Raw genomic sequence first — 20,056 nt, forward strand, 5'->3', positions numbered from 1 at the left:
TGACAATTCCCCACCGGCCGGTTCACCACACCAGCAGCGTCGTTCACCACACCAACAGCAACGCGCCGAGCGTGCCGAGCACCAGGTAGGGCCCGAACGGCAGGTGACTCGACCAGCGGGCCCGGCGGCTGACCAGCAGGCCCAGAGCGACCAGCCCGGACAGGGTCAGCGCGAGCAGCAGACCGAGCACCGGCACACTCCAGCCGTACCAGCCCAGGAGGGTGCCCGCGCTCAGCGCGAGCTTGGCGTCGCCGATGCCGAAGCCCCGCGCACCGAGCAGCAGGGTGGTGGTGGCGAAGAAGAGTGCCAACCCGAGCCCGGCGGCGACGGCGCGCAGCCATGGTGTCGGGCCGGCACCGGTCAGCGCGGCCAGCCCGAGCAACAGCCAGGTGCCGGCGGTGGCCGGCCAGGTCAGCCGGTCCGGCAGCCGGTGCACCGCAACGTCGATGAAGAGCAACGGCACCGCGAAGGCCAACCACCACCCGGCGGTGGCCAACTCGACGGCGGGTGGGCGGCTCAGCAGCAGCGCGACCGCGGCTGCCAGGGCGGCCAGTTCGACGGTGGCCGGCGGAGCACCGACCCGGGAACCGCAGCCGCCGCAGCGGGCGGTCGGGCCGAGCGCCGGCCAGGGGCGGTGCGGGCCGATCGGCGCGCCGCAGGCGTCGCAGCCGGTCCGGCGGACGGTCCCCGAGGGTACGGCGTGCCGAGCGACGGCGTACCGGAGCAGCGGGGTGATCGACAGTACCGCCGAGGCGTGCGGCCACGACCGAGTGGTGTGCCCGGACGGTGGATCAGTCCGCTCGGCCGCTCGGTCCGACGGTGCCGGCGGAGCAGGTTGCCGGGTCACGCGGGCCACCCCATCACGGAGGGTAGTGTGTCCGGTCGGTTCGGGTGGCGGTCCGAATACCCGACGCCGCCTGTCGTCCCGCCGTCCGAGCGTCGGATCGAATGCCCGTAACGGGCGGATGGAATTCCCATCGGCGGCAATCGGCGGCCTATTGGCACCATTTTCACTGGGGACGGATCGGACCGATTGCCATTTCCCGCCTCATTGCGACCGGCCTGTCGGGCACCCGCCCAACGGTGGGATCGCCCGCCTCGCCGCCCACACCTGCCCGAGCCACACGCCGGGTCGATCAACGCCGGCAACCTTCCGGTAACCATGCGGCGTCACCACCATTCATAACTCAGAGTGTTCGAATGAATTGCCTCTGTTGCATCGGCCGGCGTCAGCCTATGCTCGCCCCTTGGATGTGACGCAACCCACGTCCAACACCAACGAGCAGCCAGGCGAGTGCATTTCGTAGGAGATCCATAACAGTAAATGCGGCTGCGCACGGAACAGGGCCGGAGCGATTCGTCCGGTCGCGCCGCCGCACGCCCGGAGACGCTGGGGACGGCGTCCGCCGGTCGGCACCGAGGAGGGCACGAGGTGCGAGCACGGCAGCTGAGCCGCTGGACGGCCGGCCTGGTCGCGGTGGCCACGGTCGGCACGAGCACCGCCTGCGGCAGCACCCAGGAGGCGTCCACCACCGCGACACCCGACCGGAACAGACCAGCCGGCGCCGAGCAGGCCGCCGAGGAGGCTGCTGCGGAAAAGGCGGCGCTGGCGGCCTACTCCGGCTACCTCGCGGCGTCCCGCACGGCGAGCCGGCGCAGCGATCCACAGGAGCCGGCGCTGACCCGGTTCCTCGCTGACCCGCTGCTGACCAGGGTCCGGTTCAGCCTGCGGCAGGCCCGCCAGAACGGCGCGGTAAGCGCCGGCACGCTGCGCTCCGAAGGACCCACCGTCATCTCGATGGACCTGGCCGCCACACCCCCCACAGTGGAGATCCAGGACTGCGTCGACGCCAGCAACTACCGGCTGATCTACGTCGCCGACGACAAGGTCGTACCGGGCACCCGCGGCTCCCGCCACCTGGCCACCGCCACGGCGACCCGTTATCCCGACGGTCGCTGGCGGATCAGCACCGGCGCGGCGCACCAGGACCAGCCGTGCTGACCGGGCGCAGCGCCAGTCGCGGCCACGAGCGGCAGGCCGGCCACCGACGCCGGCCGGTCGCACGTACCGCCGCCTTCCGGCGGGCGCTGCTCGGCGGGGCGCTGGCCATGCTGCTGGCGAGCACCGGCGCGGTTCCGGCGACCGCCGCCGACCCCGGTGCCGAATGCCCGCCGGCCCAACCGAACTGCAACGTCTGGGACGACGACCCGGGCACCCCCGGTGGCGGCGGCAACGGTGGGGACAACGGCAGCGGCGGCGACAACGGCGGCGGGGGCGGCGGAGGCGTCTGCCAGTGGGAGGGCCGCACCATCCCCTGCTACGACGACGTGCTCGGCTGGTTCAACAGCGGCGACGGCTGCTACTACAAGCTGGCCGAGCCGCAGCCGGAGGCGCCAGAGGGTCAGCAGTGGTACGTGCGCACCTGCTACGGCGGGGCGGTCGGTGACCAGCGGACGGTGCTGCTGGACGCGCCACCGCAGGGCTTCGGCGCGCCGCCGGACCCGGAGGAGCTGGCCCGTCGGGCGTTCGCGTCGATCACCCTGCTCGCGCCCCGGGCGGCGGTCGCACCCCGCAAGTCCGTCGGCCCCGGGCTGGTGGGTCTGCCGGTCTGGATGTGGGCCGAACGGGGCGCCAACCAGTTCGGCCCGTTGAGCGCCGACGCCACGGACCGCGGCCTGACCGTGACCATCCTGGCTGAGGTCGACCGGGTGGTCTGGGACATGGGCAACGGCGACGAGGTCACCTGCACCGGCCCCGGCACCCCGTACGACCGTCGGGGGTCGTACGCCGGTCAGCCCTCCCCCGACTGCGGCTACGACAGCGGCTATCCCGAGGCCGGGACGTACACGGTCCGGGCGACCACGTACTGGTCGGTGACGTGGACCAGCAGCGGAGGCGACAGCGGGAGCATCGGCGGTGTCACCCGCACCACCGGCCCGGTCGGCATCCAGATCAACGAGCTACAGGTGGTGACCCGATGAGCGCGAGGAGTGAGCCGATCCTGCGAGCCCCACAGTCGCGAACGAAAGGTGTGACCCGATGAGCGTGGCGACCCGCGACGGAAGCACTCCGGTGGACGCGCCGGTCGCCCCTCCCCGGGTGGTCCGCCAACGCCGGGTCCGGCCCGGGCTGCTCGGCCTCGCCGTCCTGCTGATCGCCCTCGGCGGCCTGGGTTCGGCGTTCGCGGTGACCTCGGTCCGGGCGACCGGCAGCTACCTGGCGGTGGCCCGGGCGGTCGAGGTGGGCAGCGTGGTACGCGCCGACGACCTGGTGTCGGTGCAGGTGGCCGGCGGTCAGGGACTCGAACCGGTGCCCGCCTCCCGGCTCGCCGACGTGATCGGGATGCGCGCCGCCGTCTCGCTGGCCCCGGGTTCCCTGCTGACGATGGCCCAGCTCACCGACGATCCACTGCTCGGCCCCGGTCAGCAGCAGCTCGCTCTCGGGCTGCGCGCGGCCCAGGTGCCGGCGCCGAAGCTCCGCCCCGGGGACCAGATTCTGCTGGTCAGCACGCCGAGCAACGACAGCGGCGGAGGTTCGTCGTCCGGTGCCACCCGGTTCACCGCGACCGTCACCGACGCCGTCTCCACCGACGGGCGGGACGAGGTGGTCGTCTACCTGGCGCTCGCTGTCCGGGACGTGCCGGCCGTGGTGGCACTGGCCGCCCAGGATCGGATCGCGGTCGTACTGACCAAGGCGGCCTGAGCATGGCGATCATCGCGCTGGTCTCGGCCAAGGGTTCGCCGGGGGTCACCACCACCGCGCTGGCCTGTGCGTTGAGCTGGCACCGGCGGCTGATCCTCGCCGAGTGCGACCCGGCCGGCGGCTCCGTCCTCGCCGGCTATCTCGGTGGCGCGCTCGACGGGCCGCGCGGCATCGGCGAGCTGGCCGTCGGCGAGCTGCGGGACGGCAGCCTGGAGAGCGCCTTCTGGTCGCAGTTGGTCGACCTGGACGCGCCGCGCCGGGAACGGCTGCTGCTGCCGGGAGTGGTCGACCCGGCCCAGGCCGGCAGCGTCACCCCGCTCTGGCAGCGGTTCGCGGACTTCTTCACCGGGCTGGAACGCGGCGACCCACCGTACGACGTGCTTGTCGACTGTGGCCGGTTGCACGTCCTCGGTCCGCCTTGGCCGCTGCTGCGCGCCGCCTCGGTGGTGCTGGTGGTAAGTCGGGCGCAGCTGCCCGACCTGTCCGGTACCCGGGCCATGCTCCGGTCCATCGAACGGGACTTCGCCGAGCATCGGGTGCCGTCGGGCACCCTGCGCCTGCTGCTGATCGGCGGCGGCCACGGCAGAAGCGAGGTCAGCAAGGCCCTTCAGCTGCCGGTGATCGCCCGGCTGCCGCACGATCCGCGTACCGCCGAGGTGTTGAGCCTGGGCGGGACCGTGCGGGCCACCCGACCGCTGTTGCGGGCGGCCCGCGAGCTGGAGGTGCCGATCGGCGCGCTGCTGGAACGGCGGCGGGCCCGGCTGGCGTGGCCCGTCTCCCAGGGAGTGCCGGATGCGATTTGAACCGGTCTCGTCCGACCCGCGCCGGCAACCACCGGGCGCCACCTCCACCGCCCCGCCGCTGCCCCCGGTCAACGGTTGGCACCAACCGCCGAACGGGTCGGTGCCTGTCGCAGCGCCGCCAGCGGCGCCGCCGCCCCGGCCGCGGGTGGATTTTCAGGTGGTGCGCGAGCTTCGCCGGCAGCTCAGCGAGCGGCTCACCCGGTGGCAGCGTGGCCGCGAGTTCAGCGTCGCCGAGGAGGACACCGAGCGCGCCCGGCTCGCGGTCGAGCTGGTCGCCGAGTACGCCGACGCGGTGCGCCGCGCCGGCACGCCGATGGCCGCGGGCGAGGAACGGCTGCTGCTCGACCAGGTGACCGCCGAACTGGCCGGCCTCGGTCGACTCCAGACCCTGCTGGTCGACGACACCATCGAGGAGGTGCACATCCTCGGCTGCGACCAGGTGCGCATCACCCGACACGGCGGCGGGGTCGACTGGTCCGACCCGATCGCCGACAGCGACGACGAGCTGGTGGAGATCCTTCAGGCCGCGGCCCGCCGGGCCGGCGCGACGGAACGCTCCCTGTCCACCTCGAAACCCACCCTGGACCTGCAACTGCCCGACGGCAGCCGACTGGCCGCGGTGTTCCTGGTCAGCCACCGCCCGTACGCGGTGATCCGCAAGCACAACACCCTCGACGTGACCCTGGACGACCTGGCCGGCGGCCGGGGCGACCTGGACGAGATGATCGACCCGCTGCTGCGCGACTTCCTCCGGGCGTCGATGCGGGCCGGGTTGAACATCATGGTCGCCGGGCTGGCCGGCGCCGGAAAGACAACCGTGATCCGGGCGATGATGAGCGAGATCCCGCCGGACGAGCCGTACGTGCTGCTGGAGGAGAGTCGGGAGCTGCTACCGGCCCGCCGCGGCGATCGGCACCGGGCGGTGATGAGCTTCGAGGCCCGGGAGGGGCACGGCGAGCGCGGGCCGGACGGTCGACCGGCCGGCGAGGTGAGCATCGCCGACCTCATCCCGGTCTCGCTGCGGATGGGCGTGCTGCGGATCATCGTCGGCGAGGTGCGGTCCCGGGAGATCGTGCCGATGCTCCAGGCGATGACCACCAGCCGGGGGTCGATGTGCACGATCCACGCGCGTACGCCGGCCGGGGTGAGCGAGCGGATCATCGAGTTGGCGCTCGCCCACGGCCGCGAGATGACCGTCGACCAGGCCCGCCGGATGGCAGGCAACGCGCTCGACCTGGTCGTCTACGTCACCGTCGACGACGAGACCGGCATCGGCGGGCGCAAGCACCGCTTCGTCTCGCACGTCGAGGAGGTTCTGGGCGTCGGTGAGAGCAGCCGGATCACCACCACGCAGATCTTCGGCCCCGGCCCCGACGGCCGGGCGGTCCCCCGGCACCTGCCGGAACGGATCCGGGATCAGCTGCTGCGGGTGGGCTACGACGCCCGGTTGCTGAGCCGCTGGATCGAGGCCGGCCAGGGTGCCTGGCGTCGGCCCCGGCAGACCCGACTCGGTCGGCGGTGAGACCGTGCGTACGAACATCGAGCTGATCGCACTGGTCTCGGGTGCGGCCTGCGTGGCCGGCCTGGTGCTGGCGGTCGTCGCGCTCGTCGGCACCCGCCGGCCGCCCGGTCGGGCACCCGGGGCGGGCCCGGGGCTCGGGCGACTCTGGCGCGGCTCCGGCGCCACGGCCCGGGAGCAGCGGGCGCACCAGGCGCTGCTGATCGGCGCGGTGGTCGCCGGTGCGCTGGCCTTCCTGCTGACCGGCCTGCCCGTGGTGGGCCTGCTGGTGGCGGTGGCGGTGCCGGGCACCCCGTGGCTGTTCTCGGTCGGCCGGGCCGAGCAGCGGGCCATCGCCCGCATCGAGGCGGTCGGCGAGTGGACCCGCCGGCTCAAGGACGTCTCCGCCACCGGGCAGGGGCTCCAGCAGGCGATCATCGGTACGGTCACCACCGCGCCGGAGGAGATCCAGGAGGAGGTGCGCCTGCTCGCCGCCCGGCTCCAGGCCGGTTGGCTGGCCCGTTCCGCCCTGCTGGCCTTCGCCGACGAGATCGGCGACCCGGTCTGCGACCAGGTCGTCGCCGCGCTGATCCTGCACCTCACCGACCGGGGTGAGCGCCTCGGCGACGTGCTCGGCTCGATCGCCTCGGCCGCCGCCGCGGAGGTCGCGACCCGCCGGGAGATCGAGGCCAAGCGCACCCAGCCCCGGTTCGCGGTCCGCTTCCTCACCGGGATGACGCTGGCCACCATCGCGTACGGGCTGCTCAACCGCGAGTACGTCCAGCCGTACGACACCCCGTTCGGGCAGGTGGTGATGGCGGTGCTCGGTGCCGCCTTCGTGGCGCTGCTGGCCTGGGTGCGCTCGATGAGCCAGCCGCCCCGACCGGCCCGTTTCCTGCCGGCCCCCGACCCCGGCGAGGTGGTGGCGTGAACCTGCATCTCACTCTCGCGGTGGTGGCCGGTGCCACCCTCGGGCTTGGCGTGTTCCTGGTGGTCCGCGAGCTGGTGCCGGCGACTCCCGCGCTCGGCCCGGCGCTGCGCCGGCTGCACCAGCCGCCGGGAGCCACCCGCACCGGCCCCGTTGACCGGCGGCTGGACTGGCTCACCGGGATGGCCCGCTGGCTGCGACCCCCACACCGGCAACTGGCCCTGCTCGACCGCACTCCCGAGCAGTACGCCCTCTCCCTGCTGTTGTCCGCCCTGATCGGACTCTCCGCCCCGGCGCTGCTCAGCGTCACCCTCTTCACCGTCGGCGTCTCGCTGCCGCTGGCCGTACCGGTCCTGGGCAGCCTCGGCCTGGCGCTGCTCTGCGCGCTGGTGGCGCACCGGTCGGTGCTGACCAAGGCCGACGCCGCGCGGGACGAGTTCCGTCAGGCGGTCTGCACCTATCTCGACCTGGTCGCGTTGCAGTTGTCCGCGGCGCACGGGCCGGTGCAGTCGCTGGAGCGGGCCGCCGCGATCTGCGAGGGCTGGGTCTTCGACCGGATCTCCGAGGCGCTGCGGATGGCCCAGATGCAGATGCACTCACCCTGGGACGAGCTACGCGATCTCGCCGACCGGATCGGCATCCCGGAGTTGGGCGACGTCGGCGCCATCATGCGTTCCTCCGGCAGTGAGGGCGCTCAGGTGCACGAGACCCTGCGCAGCCGGGCCGACTCGCTGCGCGACCAGATCCGCACCGACAACCTGGCCCGGGCCGAGGGGGTGACCAGCCGGCTCGACATCCCCGGCGCGCTGCTGGTCTTCGTCCTGCTCGGCTTCGCCATCTACCCGTTTCTGGCCCGCCTCTAGGCCGACCCCGAGTGAAGGAGCACCGATGTCCGTAATCACCTACCTGCACGTCGCGCTACGGGCGCGGCTGGCCGAACTGCGCGGCGACCGTGGCGACAGCCCGGTGCCGACCGCAGTGATCATCTTTGGCCTGGTGGCCGTGGCGATGGCGGTGACCGCCGCCGCCCTCGGCGCGGCAAACGACTGGATGGACAACATCCCGACCCACCAGGACCCGTCGGACACCTGATCGATGTTCCGTCGCCTCACCGCCGGCTGGTGCCGGGTGGTCGCCGCCACCCGGCACCGACTGCTGCCCGGAGACGCCGAGCGGGGCGGCAATCCGGTCGAGCTGGCGGTGGCCCTGCCGGCGATCCTGGTGATGCTGTTCGCCTCGATCCAGGTCGCCGTCGTGTTCGTCGCCCGGTCGACCGCGCTCAACGCCGCCCAGAGCGGAGTCAACGCGGCACGGCTCTACGACGCCCCGGCGGGGGCCGGAGAGGACCGTGCGGCCGAGTTCCTCCAGGCCGCCGGGGACTGGCTGGTCGACTGGGACGAGCCGGGGCCGAGCTGCGTCGCCACGGACACCGACGTGACCTGCACGGTGAGCGGTAGGGCCCTGTCGGTGGTGCCGGGCGTCAGCTTCGCCGTCCGGCAGACGGCACACGGGACGGTGGAACGATGGACCGAGCCATGAGCCGAGGTTCCGTCTCGATCGAGGTGGCGGTACTGGCGCCGGCCTTCGTGGCGATGATGGTGCTGGGCGGGGTCGCCGGGCGTACCGCGGTGGCCAGCGCGGCGCTGGAAGCCGCCGCGCATGACGCGGCCCGGGCGGCGTCGATCTCCCGGGACGCCGCCACCGCCCGTCGGGAGGCCCGGGAGGCGGCCCGCCGCCAGCTCGACTGGCGGGGGGTGTCCTGTTCGGGGGCCCCTCAGGTGACCTTCCGCGGCTCGGTACACGGACGGTCCACCACCTTCCGGCGCGCCTTCGCCAGCGAACTCGGGCAGAACGCCACGGTCACCGTCGAGATCGCCTGCACCGTCTCCTACGCCGACATCAACCTGCCGGCGCTGACGATGCCGGACGGACAACGGATCACCGCCTCGTTCACCTCGCCGCTGGACCGCTACCGGAGCCGGGGATGACGGCCGGGCGTGGCGACACCGGTCGGGTGAGCATCTTCCTTGCCGTGGCCATGATCGGGGTACTGGCCATCATCGGCATGGCGTTCGACGGCGCGGGTCAGCTCCGGACGCTGCAACGTGCCGAGAACCTGGCCGCCGAGGCGGCCCGCGCGGGCGGCCAGGCCATCGACCGGGCGACCGCCATCGAGGGCGGACCCAAGCGGATCAACCGACGCGAGGCCCGCCGCGCCGTCCGGAACTACCTCACCACCGCCGGGGCCAGCGATTACACCGTGACCTTCCCGGTGGTCGACGGCGAAACCCTGATCCGGGTACGCGTCGAGGTCACCTACGACCGGGCGGCCCTCGGCCTGTTCGGCTTCTCCAACACCGTCACCGTCTCCGGTGAGGCGACCGCGCGGGCGCTGACCGGGGCTCCCTAGGAAGGAAGGTAGCCATGGCCGCATCGGGTGGCACCGCCGTACGGCGGGTCGGTCGGGTGCTTACCGGTTTCGGTGCGCTGGTCGTGCTGATCGGTCTGCTGGTCGGCGGGCCGATCGCGCTGCTGGCCTTCGCCGGCAACCCGCTCCCCGACCACGTACCCACACTCGCGGAGATCGGCACCACGCTGACCAGCCGCGACGACGGGCAACTCTTCCTACGGGCGCTGGCCATCGCCGGTTGGTTCGGCTGGGCCACCTTCGCCCTCTCGGTGCTCGTGGAGCTGGGCGCGCAGGCGTTCGACCGGCCCGCTCCCCGGCTGCCCGGCATGGGCCGGCAGCAGCGGGCCGCCGCCGCGCTGGTCGGGTCGGTCGCGCTGATCCTCGCCGCCAGCCCCGCCGCCACCGCCGCCACCACGGCGTACGGCGCCTCGACGTACGGAGGCTCGGCGTACGGCGGAGGTCCGGCGGCCGCCGTGGCGTTCGCTCCGGCTCACTCGATCGCGGCACCGGCGGCCCCCGGGTTGGCAGCCACGACTTCGGCAACCGAATCGGCGGCCAGCTCAGCGGCAGCCGACTCGAAGGCGGCAGGCGGCTCGGGGGCGGCAGGCGCGTGGGCCGACGGGGCCGGCGCCTCGGCGGCAGCGCCCGTCTACCGGGTCGCCAAGGGCGACTACCTGGGCGGGGTCGCCGACCGGTACCTCGACGACTTCGACGACTACCACCGGTTGGCCGCGCTCAACAAGCTGCGTGACCCGGACCGGATCCGCCCCGGCCAACTCATCAAGCTTCCCGAGGAGGCACACGACCAGGGTTCCCGGCCACACGCCACGGGCCGGCTTGTCGCACCGAAGCCCCGCCCCGCCCCCGGTCCGGAGCGCACCGAGCAGACCCGCCCGGCACCGGCCAAGCCGGGCGACTCGGTGGACCGGCCCGGTGAGGCGGTGGACCGGCCCGGTGACCCGACCGAGCGCCCGGGGTCGGCCACGACCGCGCCGGCCAGTCCCGACGCACGGCAACCGGAGCCGTCGCAGGGTGAGACGCCGGATGGTCACCCCCCGGTGGTGACGGTGGGTGCGGCCCGGGCCGGCGAACCCGACCGGGTGAACCGTCCACTCGCCGTCTCCGCCGTACTGGCCGTGGCCAGCATCGTCGGCGCGCAGATCGGTGCGGTGCTCGGCCTGCGCCGCCGGCCGGCCATGTCCCGCGCCGGCACCCGCCACCACCCGCCCGCCGCTGTTCCTCGCGAACTACCCGCAGGCCGACACCGCAAGGACTGACCCCCAGTTCGGCACCCCACGTTCGTGATGTGTGGCAGTGGAAGTAGCCGACACGCCGACAGTGGACCACCGCTACTGCCACAGATCCAGCGAGTCGGGCTTCCCTGGTCAGGGCAGCCGGGCCTCCAAGCGGCCGTCGACGATCCGGGTCGGCAGGACCTGCTGGTCGTTCGGGGACGGGCCGTGCACCACCTCGCCGCCGTTGAGTCGGAAGGTGCTGCCGTGCCACGGGCACACCACGCACGCGTGCCCGTCGATCTCGCGTACCTCGCCCTCGCCGAGCGGGCCGCTCTGATGCGGGCAGCGCTCCAACATGACTGTCACGTCGTCGCCGTGCCGGTAGAGGATCACCGAAACGTCGTCGACCTTGCGGGTGACGAGTTCCCGCTGCGGCAGGCTGGTCATCTCCGCCACCGGGTGCCAGCCGTCGCTGATCAGATGCAGGTCGGAGACGCTCACGTTCACCTGGGCACCCTGCTTGTACGCCAGGTGTCCGCCGAGGTACGCCCCCGCACCGGCGGCGCTGAGGCCCAGCCAGCCGAGGGTGCGCCCGAGTCCGTGCCGGCCGGACAGACGCGCGGCCAGTGAGGCGCCGTACAGCGCCAGCCCGACGGAGTTCGACGCAGCGTGCACCAGGCCGACCCGACGCTGGTCACGGGAGAGCCCGGCCCAGTCGTTGAGACCGGCGACCGCCGCCGGCACGGCGCTAAGCGTGCCGACCGCGGTCAACGCGGTCGCCGCCCTCCGCTGACCGGGCATCAGGTCCAGCACGGCCGCGCTGATCCACGAGCCGACCGGCAACTGCACCATCGCCGGGTGCAGCGGGTGGCCCAGCCAGACCCCGTGCAACAGGTCGCGGACCCGCTGTGGGCGCAGCACGCCCTGCACGGTCTGCTGCAACCGGTCACCGAACCGGTCGAGGCCGGAGGCTTGCTCGATTTTCGTCAACAACGCTCGCACGAGTAACGACTTCCCGTCGTACGCCGCCGCAAACCGGTCGCCGGGGACGAATAGCCAGCCGGGCGACGCCGGGGCATGCTGACGGGATGACGGTACGGGTGGAACGGGACGGGCCGGTGACCACGGTGATCCTGGACCGGCCGGCGGCCCGCAACGCGGTCGACGGGCCGACCGCCCGGGCGCTCGCTGACGCGTTCCGGGCCTTCGACGCGGATCCGACGGCGGCGGTGGCGGTGCTCTGGGGGGCCGGGGGCACGTTCTGCGCGGGTGCCGACCTGAAGGCGATCGGTACGCCGAGCGGCAACCGGGTCGAGTCGGACGGCGACGGTCCGATGGGCCCGACCCGGATGCTCCTCGGCAAGCCGGTGATCGCCGCGATCTCCGGGTACGCGGTGGCCGGCGGGCTGGAACTGGCGCTCTGGTGCGACCTGCGGGTCGCCGAGTCGGACGCGGTACTGGGGATCTTCTGCCGACGGTGGGGAGTGCCGCTGATCGACGGCGGGACAGTCCGGCTGCCCCGGCTGATCGGCGAGAGCCGGGCCATGGACCTGATTCTCACCGGGCGCGCGGTGCCGGCCGACGAGGCGTACGCGATGGGGTTGGTCAACCGCGTGGTCGAGCCGGGTGAGTCCCGGGCGGCGGCCGAGCAACTGGCCGCCGAGATCGCCCGCCATCCACAGACCTGCCTGCGCAACGACCGCGCCTCAGTCCTGGCCGCCGCCGCCCAACCGGAGCCCCAGGCCCTAACCACCGAGCTGACCTACGGCCTGCACTCCCTGGCCACCGACGCGGCGGCCGGCGCCGCCCGCTTCACCGCCGGCGCCGGCCGCCACGGCACCCCCACCCCCTGACCCCGCCCCGCCCCGCCCCGCCCCGCTCCACTCCCGCGATCTTGCACTTTCGGTCGCCGCTATGCGACATATGCCCGTTATGCAGGGACGAGAAGTGCAAGATCGCGGGAGGTTGAGGAGGGTGGGCGCCGCGGCCGGAGCTAGAACAGCCTTCTGCCGCGTGTGCCTCGTCGGGTCACTGTCCGAGGTTGCGTAGCGCGTCGGAGATCGCCCGGTGGAAGGTCGGGTAGGCGTAGATCATGTGCCGGAGCTGACTCAGCGGAACGGCCGCGTGCACGGCCACCACCAGACCGGACAGCACCTCGCCGCCGGCCGGACCGGCCGAGGTGGCCCCGATCAACACCCCCTGGTCGGCGTCAGCGACGAGCTTGATGAAGCCGAACTCGTCGGTGCCGTGGATCCAGCCCCGGGTGGACGACGACAGCCGGGTGAAGCCGACCTGCACGTTGATTCCGCGTTCGCGCGCCTGCTGCTCGGTGAGGCCGACCGCACCGATCTCCGGATCGGTGAAGGTGACCCGGGGCAGCGCCCGGTAGTCGGCGCGGGGCACCGATCCCGCCGAACCGCTCGATCCGGTGGCGGCCAACGAACTGGCCACGCCGACCGCGCCACCGACCACGCTTGCCGTACCGCTCGGGTCCGCGCCGCCCTGCGACCTCCGCACGTGGTCGAGCACATCGGCGACCACGATGGACGCCTGATACATGGCGACGTGGGTGAAGGCACCCTCGCCGGTGACGTCGCCGACCGCCCAGATCCCCTCGGTGACGTGCAGCCGGTCGTCCACCGGCAGGTACCGCCCACTCGCGTCGACGCCGACCGTGTCCAGCCCAAGCTCGTCCAGGTGGGCACGGCGACCGGTCACCACCAGCAACCGCTCGGCGGTGAACTCCTCGCCTCCGGTGCCGCGCAGGGTGAAGCCGGTGGCGCCGTGCTCGACCCGAGCGGCCTTGACGCCGGTGTGGATCTCCACCCCGTCGGCCCGCAACGCGGCGGCCGCCGCCTCGGACGACTCCGGCTCCTCGACGGCCAGTACCCGGTCGAGCGCCTCGACCACGGTGACCCGTACGCCGAAGCGGGCGAACACCTGAGCCAGTTCCAGCCCGATCGCCCCACCGCCCAGCACCAGCAGCGACCCCGGCAGTTCCTCGACCTCGATCGCCTCGCGGTTGGTCCAGTACGGGGCATCCGCCAGCCCGTCCACCGGCGGCACCGACGGTCGGGTACCGGTACCCAGCACGATGCCGTGGCGTGCCTGGAAGACCTGGTCACCGACCCGTACCCGACCCGGACCGTCGATCCGGCCACTACCGCGTACGAAGCGCCCGCCCTTGCCGGTGAGCCGCTGCACCGCCACCCGGTCGTTCCAGTCGTCGGTGGCCTCCTCGCGGATCCGCTTCGCCACCGGCGCCCAGTCCGGAGCGACCTGTGCGGCACCACCGAGGCCGTCGACCCGGCGGGCCTCGGCGACCGCGTTCGCCGCCCGGATCATCATCTTGCTCGGAACGCACCCCCAGTACGGGCACTCCCCGCCGACCAGGTTGCGTTCGACGCCGACCACGGTGAGCCCGGCCTCCGCGAGCCGACCGGCCACCTCCTCCCCGCCGACTCCGAGCCCGAGCACCACCACGTCTACCAGTTCCGGCTCCGCCATGCCGCCAGCATTGCGCACCGACCCGCCCCCGGCCACCCGACCACGCCGTCCTCTGACGGATACCGGACCCGACCTGTCGGCCTGCTGGGATGCGATCGAAAAGTGACCGAAAGTAATATCCCTGGCTTGTGGAGCACGAAGCGTCCGACGGTCCGACGGGGCGTCCCCCCGAGGCACCGGCCCGTTCCCGGGATCTCGCCAGCCTGACCGCCGACATTTTCACCGCCGCCGCCGGGCTCGTCGGCGTGGTGCAGGCACTCCGCGCCGACCCGCTCTGGGCATTGTGGGTCGCGCTCGGCGCCCTTGCTCTCGCCGGCCTGCTGGCGTACCGGCTGCGGCAGCGGCGCTGGCGCGCGGCGGCGGTGAGCCTCACCGTCCTGCTGCTTCTCGGCGGGGGTGGCGCCCTGCTGGCACTGACGGGAGGTGGCGACGAACCACCGGCCGACACGCCCGCCGGTGCCGCGCCGGACGACGTGTCCCCGACCACGGCCAGCCGGCCCCCCTCCAGTGACCCGACGTCCGGCCCACGCACCGGAGATTCCGCCGAGCCGGTCGTCGATGAGGCCGGCACCGCCGTCTTCAGCGACGTGGTGCAACTTGACAAGCAGACCGGAGTCGACCTGGACGACGGTCGGGCCGAACGCAGGTACGTCCAGGACGCCACTGTTGATCTCTACCTGGACTGGGGGTACGTGCTCTACGGCAGCGCCCGGCACAGTCAGCTCCACGACGACAGCAACGCGGGGCCGGAGCAGGGGGCCCGCAACCGCTGCCGCACCTACCGAGAGGCCGGCCGGGACGGTGCCACGAGCACCTACATCGGCGGCGGCAACCAGCAGAAGTGCTTCACCACGTCGGAGGGTCGCCCAGGCTGGGTACAGGCGGTCAACAGCGTCGGCAACGGCGGGCTCCTGCTGAAGGTGACGGTCTGGGCCGACTAGCGCAGCCAGACCGGAGGGTCACCGGGGGGCTCCAGCGGCGGCGGGTAGTCGAGCGCGCGGCGCAGCGCGTCCGGTAGTCGCCACGGCTGGTGCACCGCCGCGCCGGCCACCGCCGCCAGCTCGGGCACCCACCGCCGCACGTATGCGCCGTCGGGGTCGTACCGCTCGGCCTGACGGACCGGATTGAACCCGCGGTACGGCCTGGTGTCGTTGCCGGTGCCGGCGACCCACTGCCAGTTGCCCGAGTTGTCGGCGATGTCGCCGTCGAGCAGCCACCGGAAGTAGACCGCCTGCCCGTCCCGCCAGTCCAGCCCGAGCGTCTTGGTGAGGTAGCCGGCGGTGATCAGCCGGGCCCAGTTGTGCAGCCAACCCTGCGCCCGCAACTGACGCATGCCGGCGTCCACGACCGGCAGGCCGGTGCGCCCCTCGGCCCAGGCGGTGAGGGCCTGCTCGTCGTAGCGCCAGTGCTCGGTCGCCCGGCGGCGGTAAGCCTTGCGGGGCAGGTCGGGAAAGGCGGCGGTCACCTGGTGGTAGAAGTCGCGCCAGCAGAGTTGACGGACGAACGGGGACTGCCGGTCGTCGATCGCGTTGGCCACGGTCAGCGGAGACAGGCAGCCGAAGCGCAGGTAGGGACTGAGCCGGGAGGTGGCGTCGCCGGCCATGTCGTCGTGGCGGTCGCCGTAGCGCGCGACGTCGGGCAGCCACCGCGCCAGCCGACGCCGTGCCTCGTCCTCCCCGCCGGTCACCACGTCCGGCGACTCTCCCGGCGGCAGCCCCGGGAGACGCCCGACCGGCACGCCCGCCGGCAACCTCACGGTCGCCGGTGCCGACAGTTCCTCCCGCCACGGTCGCGCGCTCCAGGCCCGGTGGTACGGACTGAACACCCGGTATTGGTCACCGCCGCCGGGGGTCAGTTCTGCCGGTTCGACCACCGTCAGGCCGGGGAAGAACCTCAGATGCAGCCGGTGCCGGTCGCACTCGGCACGCAGGCGTCGCGCCCGGCGGGCCGCGTACCGGGAGACGTCGGCGGAGAGCGCGACACCCTCGGCGCCCACCTCGCCGGCCAACCGGATGGTCTCGGCCACCGGATCGCCGTGCCGCAGCGCCAGGTCACCGCCGAGCGCGCGCAGCGCCTCGCGGAGCGCGGCGAGGCTCTGGTGCAGGAAGCGGGTGCGGTTCGGCGACCGTTCCGCGAGCGCGGGGTCCAGCACGTACAGCGGCACCACGCGGTCGAAGGCGGCGCAGCTGGTCGCCAGTGCCGGGTGGTCGTGCACCCGCAGGTCGCGGGTGAACAACACGACGGCGGTACGCCCGCTCACCGCACCGGCGGTCCGGGCACGGCGACCGGGCTGCCGGCCGGGGTCAGCAGGGCGCGGGTCGCCACCCCCAGCCGGCGCCGCTGCGGCACCGTGGCCCGGCGGGCGAAGACGTCGTAGTCCTGGGCGGCCACCTCGTCGAGGATCCCGCCGTAGAGCAGGTAGGCGGTACGGATGCAGGACTGCGAGGCGCCGTCGAGCAGAACCACACCCGGCGCGGCGGCGAGGTAGTGCGCCTGGGCGCGGGTCACCTCGTACCGGATCAGTTCGCGCACCGGCCCGCTGGCCCGCCCGGCGGCGTGACAGGCGAACAGGTCCTCCCGGGTCACGCCGAAAGCGGCCAGGTCCTCGTCGGGCAGGTACGTCCGCCCCCGGGCCAGGTCCTCACCGACGTCCCGGATGAAGTTGGTCAGCTGGAACGCGAAGCCGAGCTGCCGGGCGGGCTCGCGGGCCGCCGCCGGATCGGAGCTGCCCAGGATGGGCAGCATCATCGTGCCGATGACCGCCGCCGATCCCTCCATGTAGTCCAGCAGGTGCTCGTAGGTGCGGTAGGCGGTGACGGTCAGATCCATCGCCATGCTCTTGAGGAACGAGGCGAAGTCCTCCCGCTCGAGGTCGAACACGGCAATGGTGTGCAGCACCGCGGGCAGCAGCGGGTCGCTCACCGGCGCACCGTGCAGCCCGGCGACGAACCGTCCACCCCAGTCGTCCAACCGGGCCGCGCGCTCGGCCGGGGGTAGGGCGTCGGTCTGATCGACGATCTCGTCGGCGTAGCGGGTAAACCCATATAAAGCGTGCACATGCCGTCGTTTCCATGCGGGCAACAGCCTGGTGGCGAGATAGTAGGTGCGGCCGTGACGTCTGTGCAGCTCACGACATCTGTCGTAGGCAGCGGCGAGATCCAGGTCCACCGGCCCCTCCTCTGATTCGACGCACCAATCGACGCAACTTGAGACCCTAGGGTACGCTCGGCAGCATGGCCAGCGACGGACCAACGGGTAACCTCCTTCGCGTGGTGCCTGAGCAGCCGGTCGGTGGAGACGACCCGATCGCTGCCGTACTGGCCGTCTACACGCGCGACATCGTCACGGCCGTCGACAACACGCTTGCCGAGTTCCTGACCGCCGAGGTCGACGCGCTCACCGCGATCGACCCGGCGATGGGCGGCTTCGCCGGGACCGCCCGCGACTGCGTCCTCTCCGGCGGAAAGCGGGTCCGGCCCACGTTCGCCTACTGGGGATGGCGCGGCGCGGTCGGCGGCGACACGCCGGTCACCCCGGTGCTGCCCGCACTGGCCACCTTGGAGTTGCTGCACACCTTCGCGCTGGTGCACGACGACGTGATGGACGCCTCCGCCACCCGACGCGGCCGACCGACCGCGCACGTGGCGGTGGCCACCCAGCACGCCGCGTCGGGTCGCAACGGCGACTCCGGGCGCTTCGGCGAGGCCGTCGCCGTACTCATCGGTGATCTCTGCATGGTCTGGGCCGACCAGTTGCTGGCCCTCGCCGACCTGCCGGCCGACCGGCTGTTCCAGGTACGGCGCGGCTACGACCGGATGCGGGTGGAGACGGTCGCCGGGCAGTACCTCGACGTCCTCGGCGAGAGCGACCCGCAGAGCTGGTCGGTGGATCGGGCGCTCCGGGTGGCCCGGTACAAGACCGCCAGCTACACCGTGCAACGACCGCTGCTCTTCGGTGCCAGCCTGGCCGGCGTCGGCGGCGACAGCGCGCTGGCCGCCGCGTACACCCGTTACGGTCTCGCTGTCGGCGAGGCCTTCCAGCTCTGCGACGATCTGCTCGGTGTCTTCGGTGACCCGACCACCACCGGCAAGCCGGCCGGCGACGACCTGCGTACCGGCAAGCCGACGGCGCTGCTCGTGCTGGCCCGGGAACTGGCCACGCCGACCCAGTTGCGGACACTCGACGGTGCCGACCGCGGCGCCGACGGGCCGACGATCGCCCGGCTCGCCGAGGTCGTGGTCGACACCGGTGCCGTACGCCGGATCGAGCGGATGATCGACGAACGGGTCGAGGACGCGCTGGCCGCGCTCGACGCGGTCGCCGTCGACGAGACCGCCCGCACCGCGCTGGTCGGCCTCGCGACCGCCGCCACCCACCGGAGGGCATGATGGGCGTCCTGCACAGAGAGCGTCGGGAAACCCCCGAGGTCTTCCGGTCTCCCAGAGAGGTGGTCATCGGTGCGGACCGTTGACGGGCGTACTGATCGGGTGGTGGTTGTCGGGGCCGGCCTCGGCGGGCTGGCCTGCGCGCTGCACCTGGCGGGCAGCGGACGCCAGGTGACCGTGCTGGAGCGCGAGGCGGTGCCGGGTGGGCGGGCCGGGCGACTCAGCGTCGACGGCTACGAGTTCGACACCGGGCCCACGGTGCTCACCATGCCGGATCTCATCGCCGAGGCGCTCGGCGCGGTCGGCGAGGAGCTGACCGACTGGCTCGACCTGGTGCCGCTCGACCCGGCCTACCGTGCCTACTATCCGGACGGTTCGACGCTTGACGTGCTCACCGACACCACCGCGATGGCGGCGGAGATCTCGCGGGTCTGCGGGCCCCGGGAGGCCGACGGCTACCTGCGGTTCGTCGACTTCGCCCGGAACCTGTGGCGCCTGGAGCGGGCCGACTTCATCGAGCGCAATCTCGACGCACCGACCGATCTGCTCACCGGCAACCTGCTCAAACTCGTCACCACCGGCGCCTTCCGGCGACTGCAAACCAAGATCAACCAGTTCTTCCGCGATCCGCGTACCCGACGGATCTTCTCCTTCCAGGCGATGTACGCCGGTCTCGCCCCGCACGACGCGCTGGCCATCTACGCGGTCATCGCGTACCTCGACTCGGTGGCCGGGGTCTTCTTCCCGCGCGGCGGCATCCACGCGGTCTCCCGCGGGCTGGCCGGCGCCGCCGAGAAGCACGGCGTGCGAATCCGGTACGGCACCACCGTGACCCGGGTGGAGACCGCGAACGGCCGGGCCACCGGGGTGGTGACCGCCGACGGGGAATTCGTCCCCGCCGACGCCGTGGTGCTCAACCCCGACCTTCCGGTGGCCTACCGCGACCTGCTGCCGCCGGCCCGGCAGCGCCGGCTCACCTACTCGCCCTCGTGTGTCGTGCTGCACGTCGGTTCGACCCAGGGCTACCGGCGCATCGCCCATCACAACATCCACTTCGGCCGGGCCTGGCAGGGCACCTTCGACGAAGTCATCCGGCGCGGAAACCTGATGTCCGACCCGTCCCTGCTGGTCACCAACCCGAGCCGGACGGATCCGGCGGTGGCACCGGCCGGCCGGCACACCTACTACCTGCTGGCTCCGGTGCCGAACCTCGACCGGGCGCCGTTCGACTGGCGGGGCGACCTCACCGCCCGCTACACCGACCAGCTCGTCACCACGTTGGAGGAGCGCGGATACGTCGGCTTCGGCGCGGGCGTCGAGGTGCTGCGGGCGATCACCCCGGCGGAATGGGCCGAGCAGGGCATGGCGGCCGGTACGCCGTTCGCCTCCGCGCACACCCTGTTCCAGACGGGCCCGTTCCGGCCGTCGAACCTGCACCGCTCGCTGTCCAACGTGGTGTTCGTCGGCTCGGGCACCCAGCCCGGTGTCGGCGTACCGATGGTGCTCATCTCCGGCAAGCTCGCCGCCGGTCGGATCACCGGGGAGTCTCGGTGAGCACGAGGAGCGAGGCCGCGCCGAGCCCCGCGC

The 20,056-nt window shown here is 72.9% G+C and carries 21 protein-coding genes; 16 read left to right on the forward strand and 5 right to left on the reverse strand.

Annotation, left to right across the window (positions count from 1 at the left end):
• Positions 1-43: 43 nt before the first annotated feature.
• On the reverse strand, positions 44-742 hold the full coding sequence (locus ACFY2A_RS01370) for a prepilin peptidase (RefSeq protein WP_387167493.1): 699 nt from the start codon (positions 740-742) through the stop codon (positions 44-46).
• Positions 743-1,432: 690 nt separating this feature from the next.
• Here ACFY2A_RS01370 and ACFY2A_RS01375 point away from each other — a divergent pair.
• From ACFY2A_RS01375 to ACFY2A_RS01430, 12 genes are all read left to right on the forward strand, one after another.
• A complete protein-coding gene (locus ACFY2A_RS01375; RefSeq protein WP_387166966.1) occupies positions 1,433-2,002 on the forward strand; it encodes a hypothetical protein in 570 nt (189 codons plus the stop codon).
• A 107-nt stretch (positions 2,003-2,109) separates the two neighbouring features.
• The gene (locus ACFY2A_RS01380; protein WP_387167496.1) at positions 2,110-2,982 is read left to right on the forward strand and encodes a hypothetical protein; all 873 of its coding nucleotides are present in this window, start codon (positions 2,110-2,112) and stop codon (positions 2,980-2,982) included.
• A 58-nt stretch (positions 2,983-3,040) separates the two neighbouring features.
• On the forward strand, positions 3,041-3,703 hold the full coding sequence (locus ACFY2A_RS01385) for an SAF domain-containing protein (protein ID WP_363921425.1): 663 nt from the start codon (positions 3,041-3,043) through the stop codon (positions 3,701-3,703).
• 2 nt (positions 3,704-3,705) lie between these two features.
• Entirely contained in the window at positions 3,706-4,506 is an 801-nt protein-coding gene (locus tag ACFY2A_RS01390; protein ID WP_387166970.1) for a ParA family protein, read from the forward strand.
• A complete protein-coding gene (locus tag ACFY2A_RS01395) occupies positions 4,496-6,028 on the forward strand; it encodes a CpaF family protein (RefSeq protein ID WP_387166973.1) in 1,533 nt (510 codons plus the stop codon). The genes ACFY2A_RS01390 and ACFY2A_RS01395 overlap by 11 nt, the downstream gene beginning before the upstream one ends.
• A gap of 4 nt (positions 6,029-6,032) precedes the next feature.
• A complete protein-coding gene (locus ACFY2A_RS01400; protein WP_387166976.1) occupies positions 6,033-6,935 on the forward strand; it encodes a type II secretion system F family protein in 903 nt (300 codons plus the stop codon).
• Entirely contained in the window at positions 6,932-7,795 is an 864-nt protein-coding gene (locus tag ACFY2A_RS01405) for a type II secretion system F family protein (protein WP_387166979.1), read from the forward strand. Before ACFY2A_RS01400 ends, ACFY2A_RS01405 begins: the two co-directional genes overlap by 4 nt.
• A gap of 25 nt (positions 7,796-7,820) precedes the next feature.
• Positions 7,821-8,024 (forward strand): hypothetical protein, encoded by a 204-nt coding sequence (locus ACFY2A_RS01410; RefSeq protein ID WP_363921414.1) that lies wholly within the window; start codon positions 7,821-7,823, stop codon positions 8,022-8,024.
• Between the two features lie 3 nt (positions 8,025-8,027).
• The gene (locus tag ACFY2A_RS01415) at positions 8,028-8,471 is read left to right on the forward strand and encodes a TadE/TadG family type IV pilus assembly protein (RefSeq protein ID WP_387166983.1); all 444 of its coding nucleotides are present in this window, start codon (positions 8,028-8,030) and stop codon (positions 8,469-8,471) included.
• Positions 8,456-8,920: a TadE/TadG family type IV pilus assembly protein gene (locus tag ACFY2A_RS01420; protein ID WP_387166987.1), complete on the forward strand. Its 465-nt coding sequence runs from the start codon at positions 8,456-8,458 to the stop codon at positions 8,918-8,920. Before ACFY2A_RS01415 ends, ACFY2A_RS01420 begins: the two co-directional genes overlap by 16 nt.
• Positions 8,917-9,342, forward strand: coding sequence for a pilus assembly protein TadG-related protein (locus ACFY2A_RS01425; RefSeq protein WP_387166990.1), 426 nt, complete (start codon positions 8,917-8,919; stop codon positions 9,340-9,342). Before ACFY2A_RS01420 ends, ACFY2A_RS01425 begins: the two co-directional genes overlap by 4 nt.
• Positions 9,343-9,356: 14 nt before the next feature.
• Positions 9,357-10,619, forward strand: a complete 1,263-nt coding sequence (locus ACFY2A_RS01430) for a LysM peptidoglycan-binding domain-containing protein (RefSeq protein WP_387166993.1) — start codon at positions 9,357-9,359, stop codon at positions 10,617-10,619.
• A gap of 108 nt (positions 10,620-10,727) precedes the next feature.
• On the opposite strand, the gene ACFY2A_RS01435 is transcribed toward ACFY2A_RS01430, so the two are convergent.
• Positions 10,728-11,579, reverse strand: coding sequence for a Rieske 2Fe-2S domain-containing protein (locus ACFY2A_RS01435; RefSeq protein WP_387166995.1), 852 nt, complete (start codon positions 11,577-11,579; stop codon positions 10,728-10,730).
• 86 nt (positions 11,580-11,665) lie between these two features.
• Here ACFY2A_RS01435 and ACFY2A_RS01440 point away from each other — a divergent pair, with 86 nt between their 5' ends.
• Positions 11,666-12,430: a crotonase/enoyl-CoA hydratase family protein gene (locus tag ACFY2A_RS01440; protein WP_387166998.1), complete on the forward strand. Its 765-nt coding sequence runs from the start codon at positions 11,666-11,668 to the stop codon at positions 12,428-12,430.
• 175 nt (positions 12,431-12,605) lie between these two features.
• On the opposite strand, the gene ACFY2A_RS01445 is transcribed toward ACFY2A_RS01440, so the two are convergent.
• Complete coding sequence (locus ACFY2A_RS01445; RefSeq protein ID WP_387167001.1) at positions 12,606-14,084, reverse strand: dihydrolipoyl dehydrogenase family protein; 1,479 nt, start codon at positions 14,082-14,084, stop codon at positions 12,606-12,608.
• A 128-nt stretch (positions 14,085-14,212) separates the two neighbouring features.
• On the opposite strand from ACFY2A_RS01445, the gene ACFY2A_RS01450 reads away from it, so the two are divergent.
• The gene (locus ACFY2A_RS01450) at positions 14,213-15,025 is read left to right on the forward strand and encodes a hypothetical protein (protein ID WP_363921398.1); all 813 of its coding nucleotides are present in this window, start codon (positions 14,213-14,215) and stop codon (positions 15,023-15,025) included.
• On the opposite strand, the gene ACFY2A_RS01455 is transcribed toward ACFY2A_RS01450, so the two are convergent.
• Positions 15,022-16,344: a cryptochrome/photolyase family protein gene (locus ACFY2A_RS01455; protein ID WP_387167004.1), complete on the reverse strand. Its 1,323-nt coding sequence runs from the start codon at positions 16,342-16,344 to the stop codon at positions 15,022-15,024. The two genes, ACFY2A_RS01450 and ACFY2A_RS01455, sit on opposite strands and share 4 nt — an antisense overlap.
• Positions 16,341-17,252, reverse strand: coding sequence for a phytoene/squalene synthase family protein (locus tag ACFY2A_RS01460; RefSeq protein ID WP_387167007.1), 912 nt, complete (start codon positions 17,250-17,252; stop codon positions 16,341-16,343). The genes ACFY2A_RS01455 and ACFY2A_RS01460 overlap by 4 nt, the downstream gene beginning before the upstream one ends.
• Before the next feature lie 65 nt (positions 17,253-17,317).
• On the opposite strand from ACFY2A_RS01460, the gene ACFY2A_RS01465 reads away from it, so the two are divergent.
• Together ACFY2A_RS01465 and crtI are read left to right on the forward strand one after the other, a co-directional pair.
• Positions 17,318-18,472 (forward strand): polyprenyl synthetase family protein, encoded by a 1,155-nt coding sequence (locus tag ACFY2A_RS01465; RefSeq protein ID WP_387167010.1) that lies wholly within the window; start codon positions 17,318-17,320, stop codon positions 18,470-18,472.
• Positions 18,473-18,541: 69 nt separating this feature from the next.
• Positions 18,542-20,023 (forward strand): phytoene desaturase family protein, encoded by a 1,482-nt coding sequence (crtI, locus tag ACFY2A_RS01470; RefSeq protein ID WP_387167013.1) that lies wholly within the window; start codon positions 18,542-18,544, stop codon positions 20,021-20,023.
• Positions 20,024-20,056: the final 33 nt, after the last annotated feature.

The organism is Micromonospora sp. NPDC000442, from assembly GCF_042898635.1.
Lineage (GTDB): Bacteria > Actinomycetota > Actinomycetes > Mycobacteriales > Micromonosporaceae > Micromonospora.

Excerpts from the sequence above, each read along its gene's own strand:
- ACFY2A_RS01380 (WP_387167496.1), top strand. The coding sequence starts at position 2,110 with ATGCTGCTGGCGAGCACCGGCGCGGTTCCGGCGACCGCCGCCGACCCC.
- ACFY2A_RS01385 (WP_363921425.1), top strand. The coding sequence starts at position 3,041 with ATGAGCGTGGCGACCCGCGACGGAAGCACTCCGGTGGACGCGCCGGTC.
- ACFY2A_RS01390 (WP_387166970.1), top strand. The coding sequence starts at position 3,706 with ATGGCGATCATCGCGCTGGTCTCGGCCAAGGGTTCGCCGGGGGTCACC.
- ACFY2A_RS01395 (WP_387166973.1), top strand. The coding sequence starts at position 4,496 with ATGCGATTTGAACCGGTCTCGTCCGACCCGCGCCGGCAACCACCGGGC.
- ACFY2A_RS01410 (WP_363921414.1), top strand. The coding sequence starts at position 7,821 with ATGTCCGTAATCACCTACCTGCACGTCGCGCTACGGGCGCGGCTGGCC.
- ACFY2A_RS01415 (WP_387166983.1), top strand. The coding sequence starts at position 8,028 with ATGTTCCGTCGCCTCACCGCCGGCTGGTGCCGGGTGGTCGCCGCCACC.
- ACFY2A_RS01420 (WP_387166987.1), top strand. The coding sequence starts at position 8,456 with ATGGACCGAGCCATGAGCCGAGGTTCCGTCTCGATCGAGGTGGCGGTA.
- ACFY2A_RS01425 (WP_387166990.1), top strand. The coding sequence starts at position 8,917 with ATGACGGCCGGGCGTGGCGACACCGGTCGGGTGAGCATCTTCCTTGCC.
- ACFY2A_RS01430 (WP_387166993.1), top strand. The coding sequence starts at position 9,357 with ATGGCCGCATCGGGTGGCACCGCCGTACGGCGGGTCGGTCGGGTGCTT.
- ACFY2A_RS01440 (WP_387166998.1), top strand. The coding sequence starts at position 11,666 with ATGACGGTACGGGTGGAACGGGACGGGCCGGTGACCACGGTGATCCTG.
- ACFY2A_RS01445 (WP_387167001.1), bottom strand. The coding sequence starts at position 14,084 with ATGGCGGAGCCGGAACTGGTAGACGTGGTGGTGCTCGGGCTCGGAGTC.
- ACFY2A_RS01465 (WP_387167010.1), top strand. The coding sequence starts at position 17,318 with ATGGCCAGCGACGGACCAACGGGTAACCTCCTTCGCGTGGTGCCTGAG.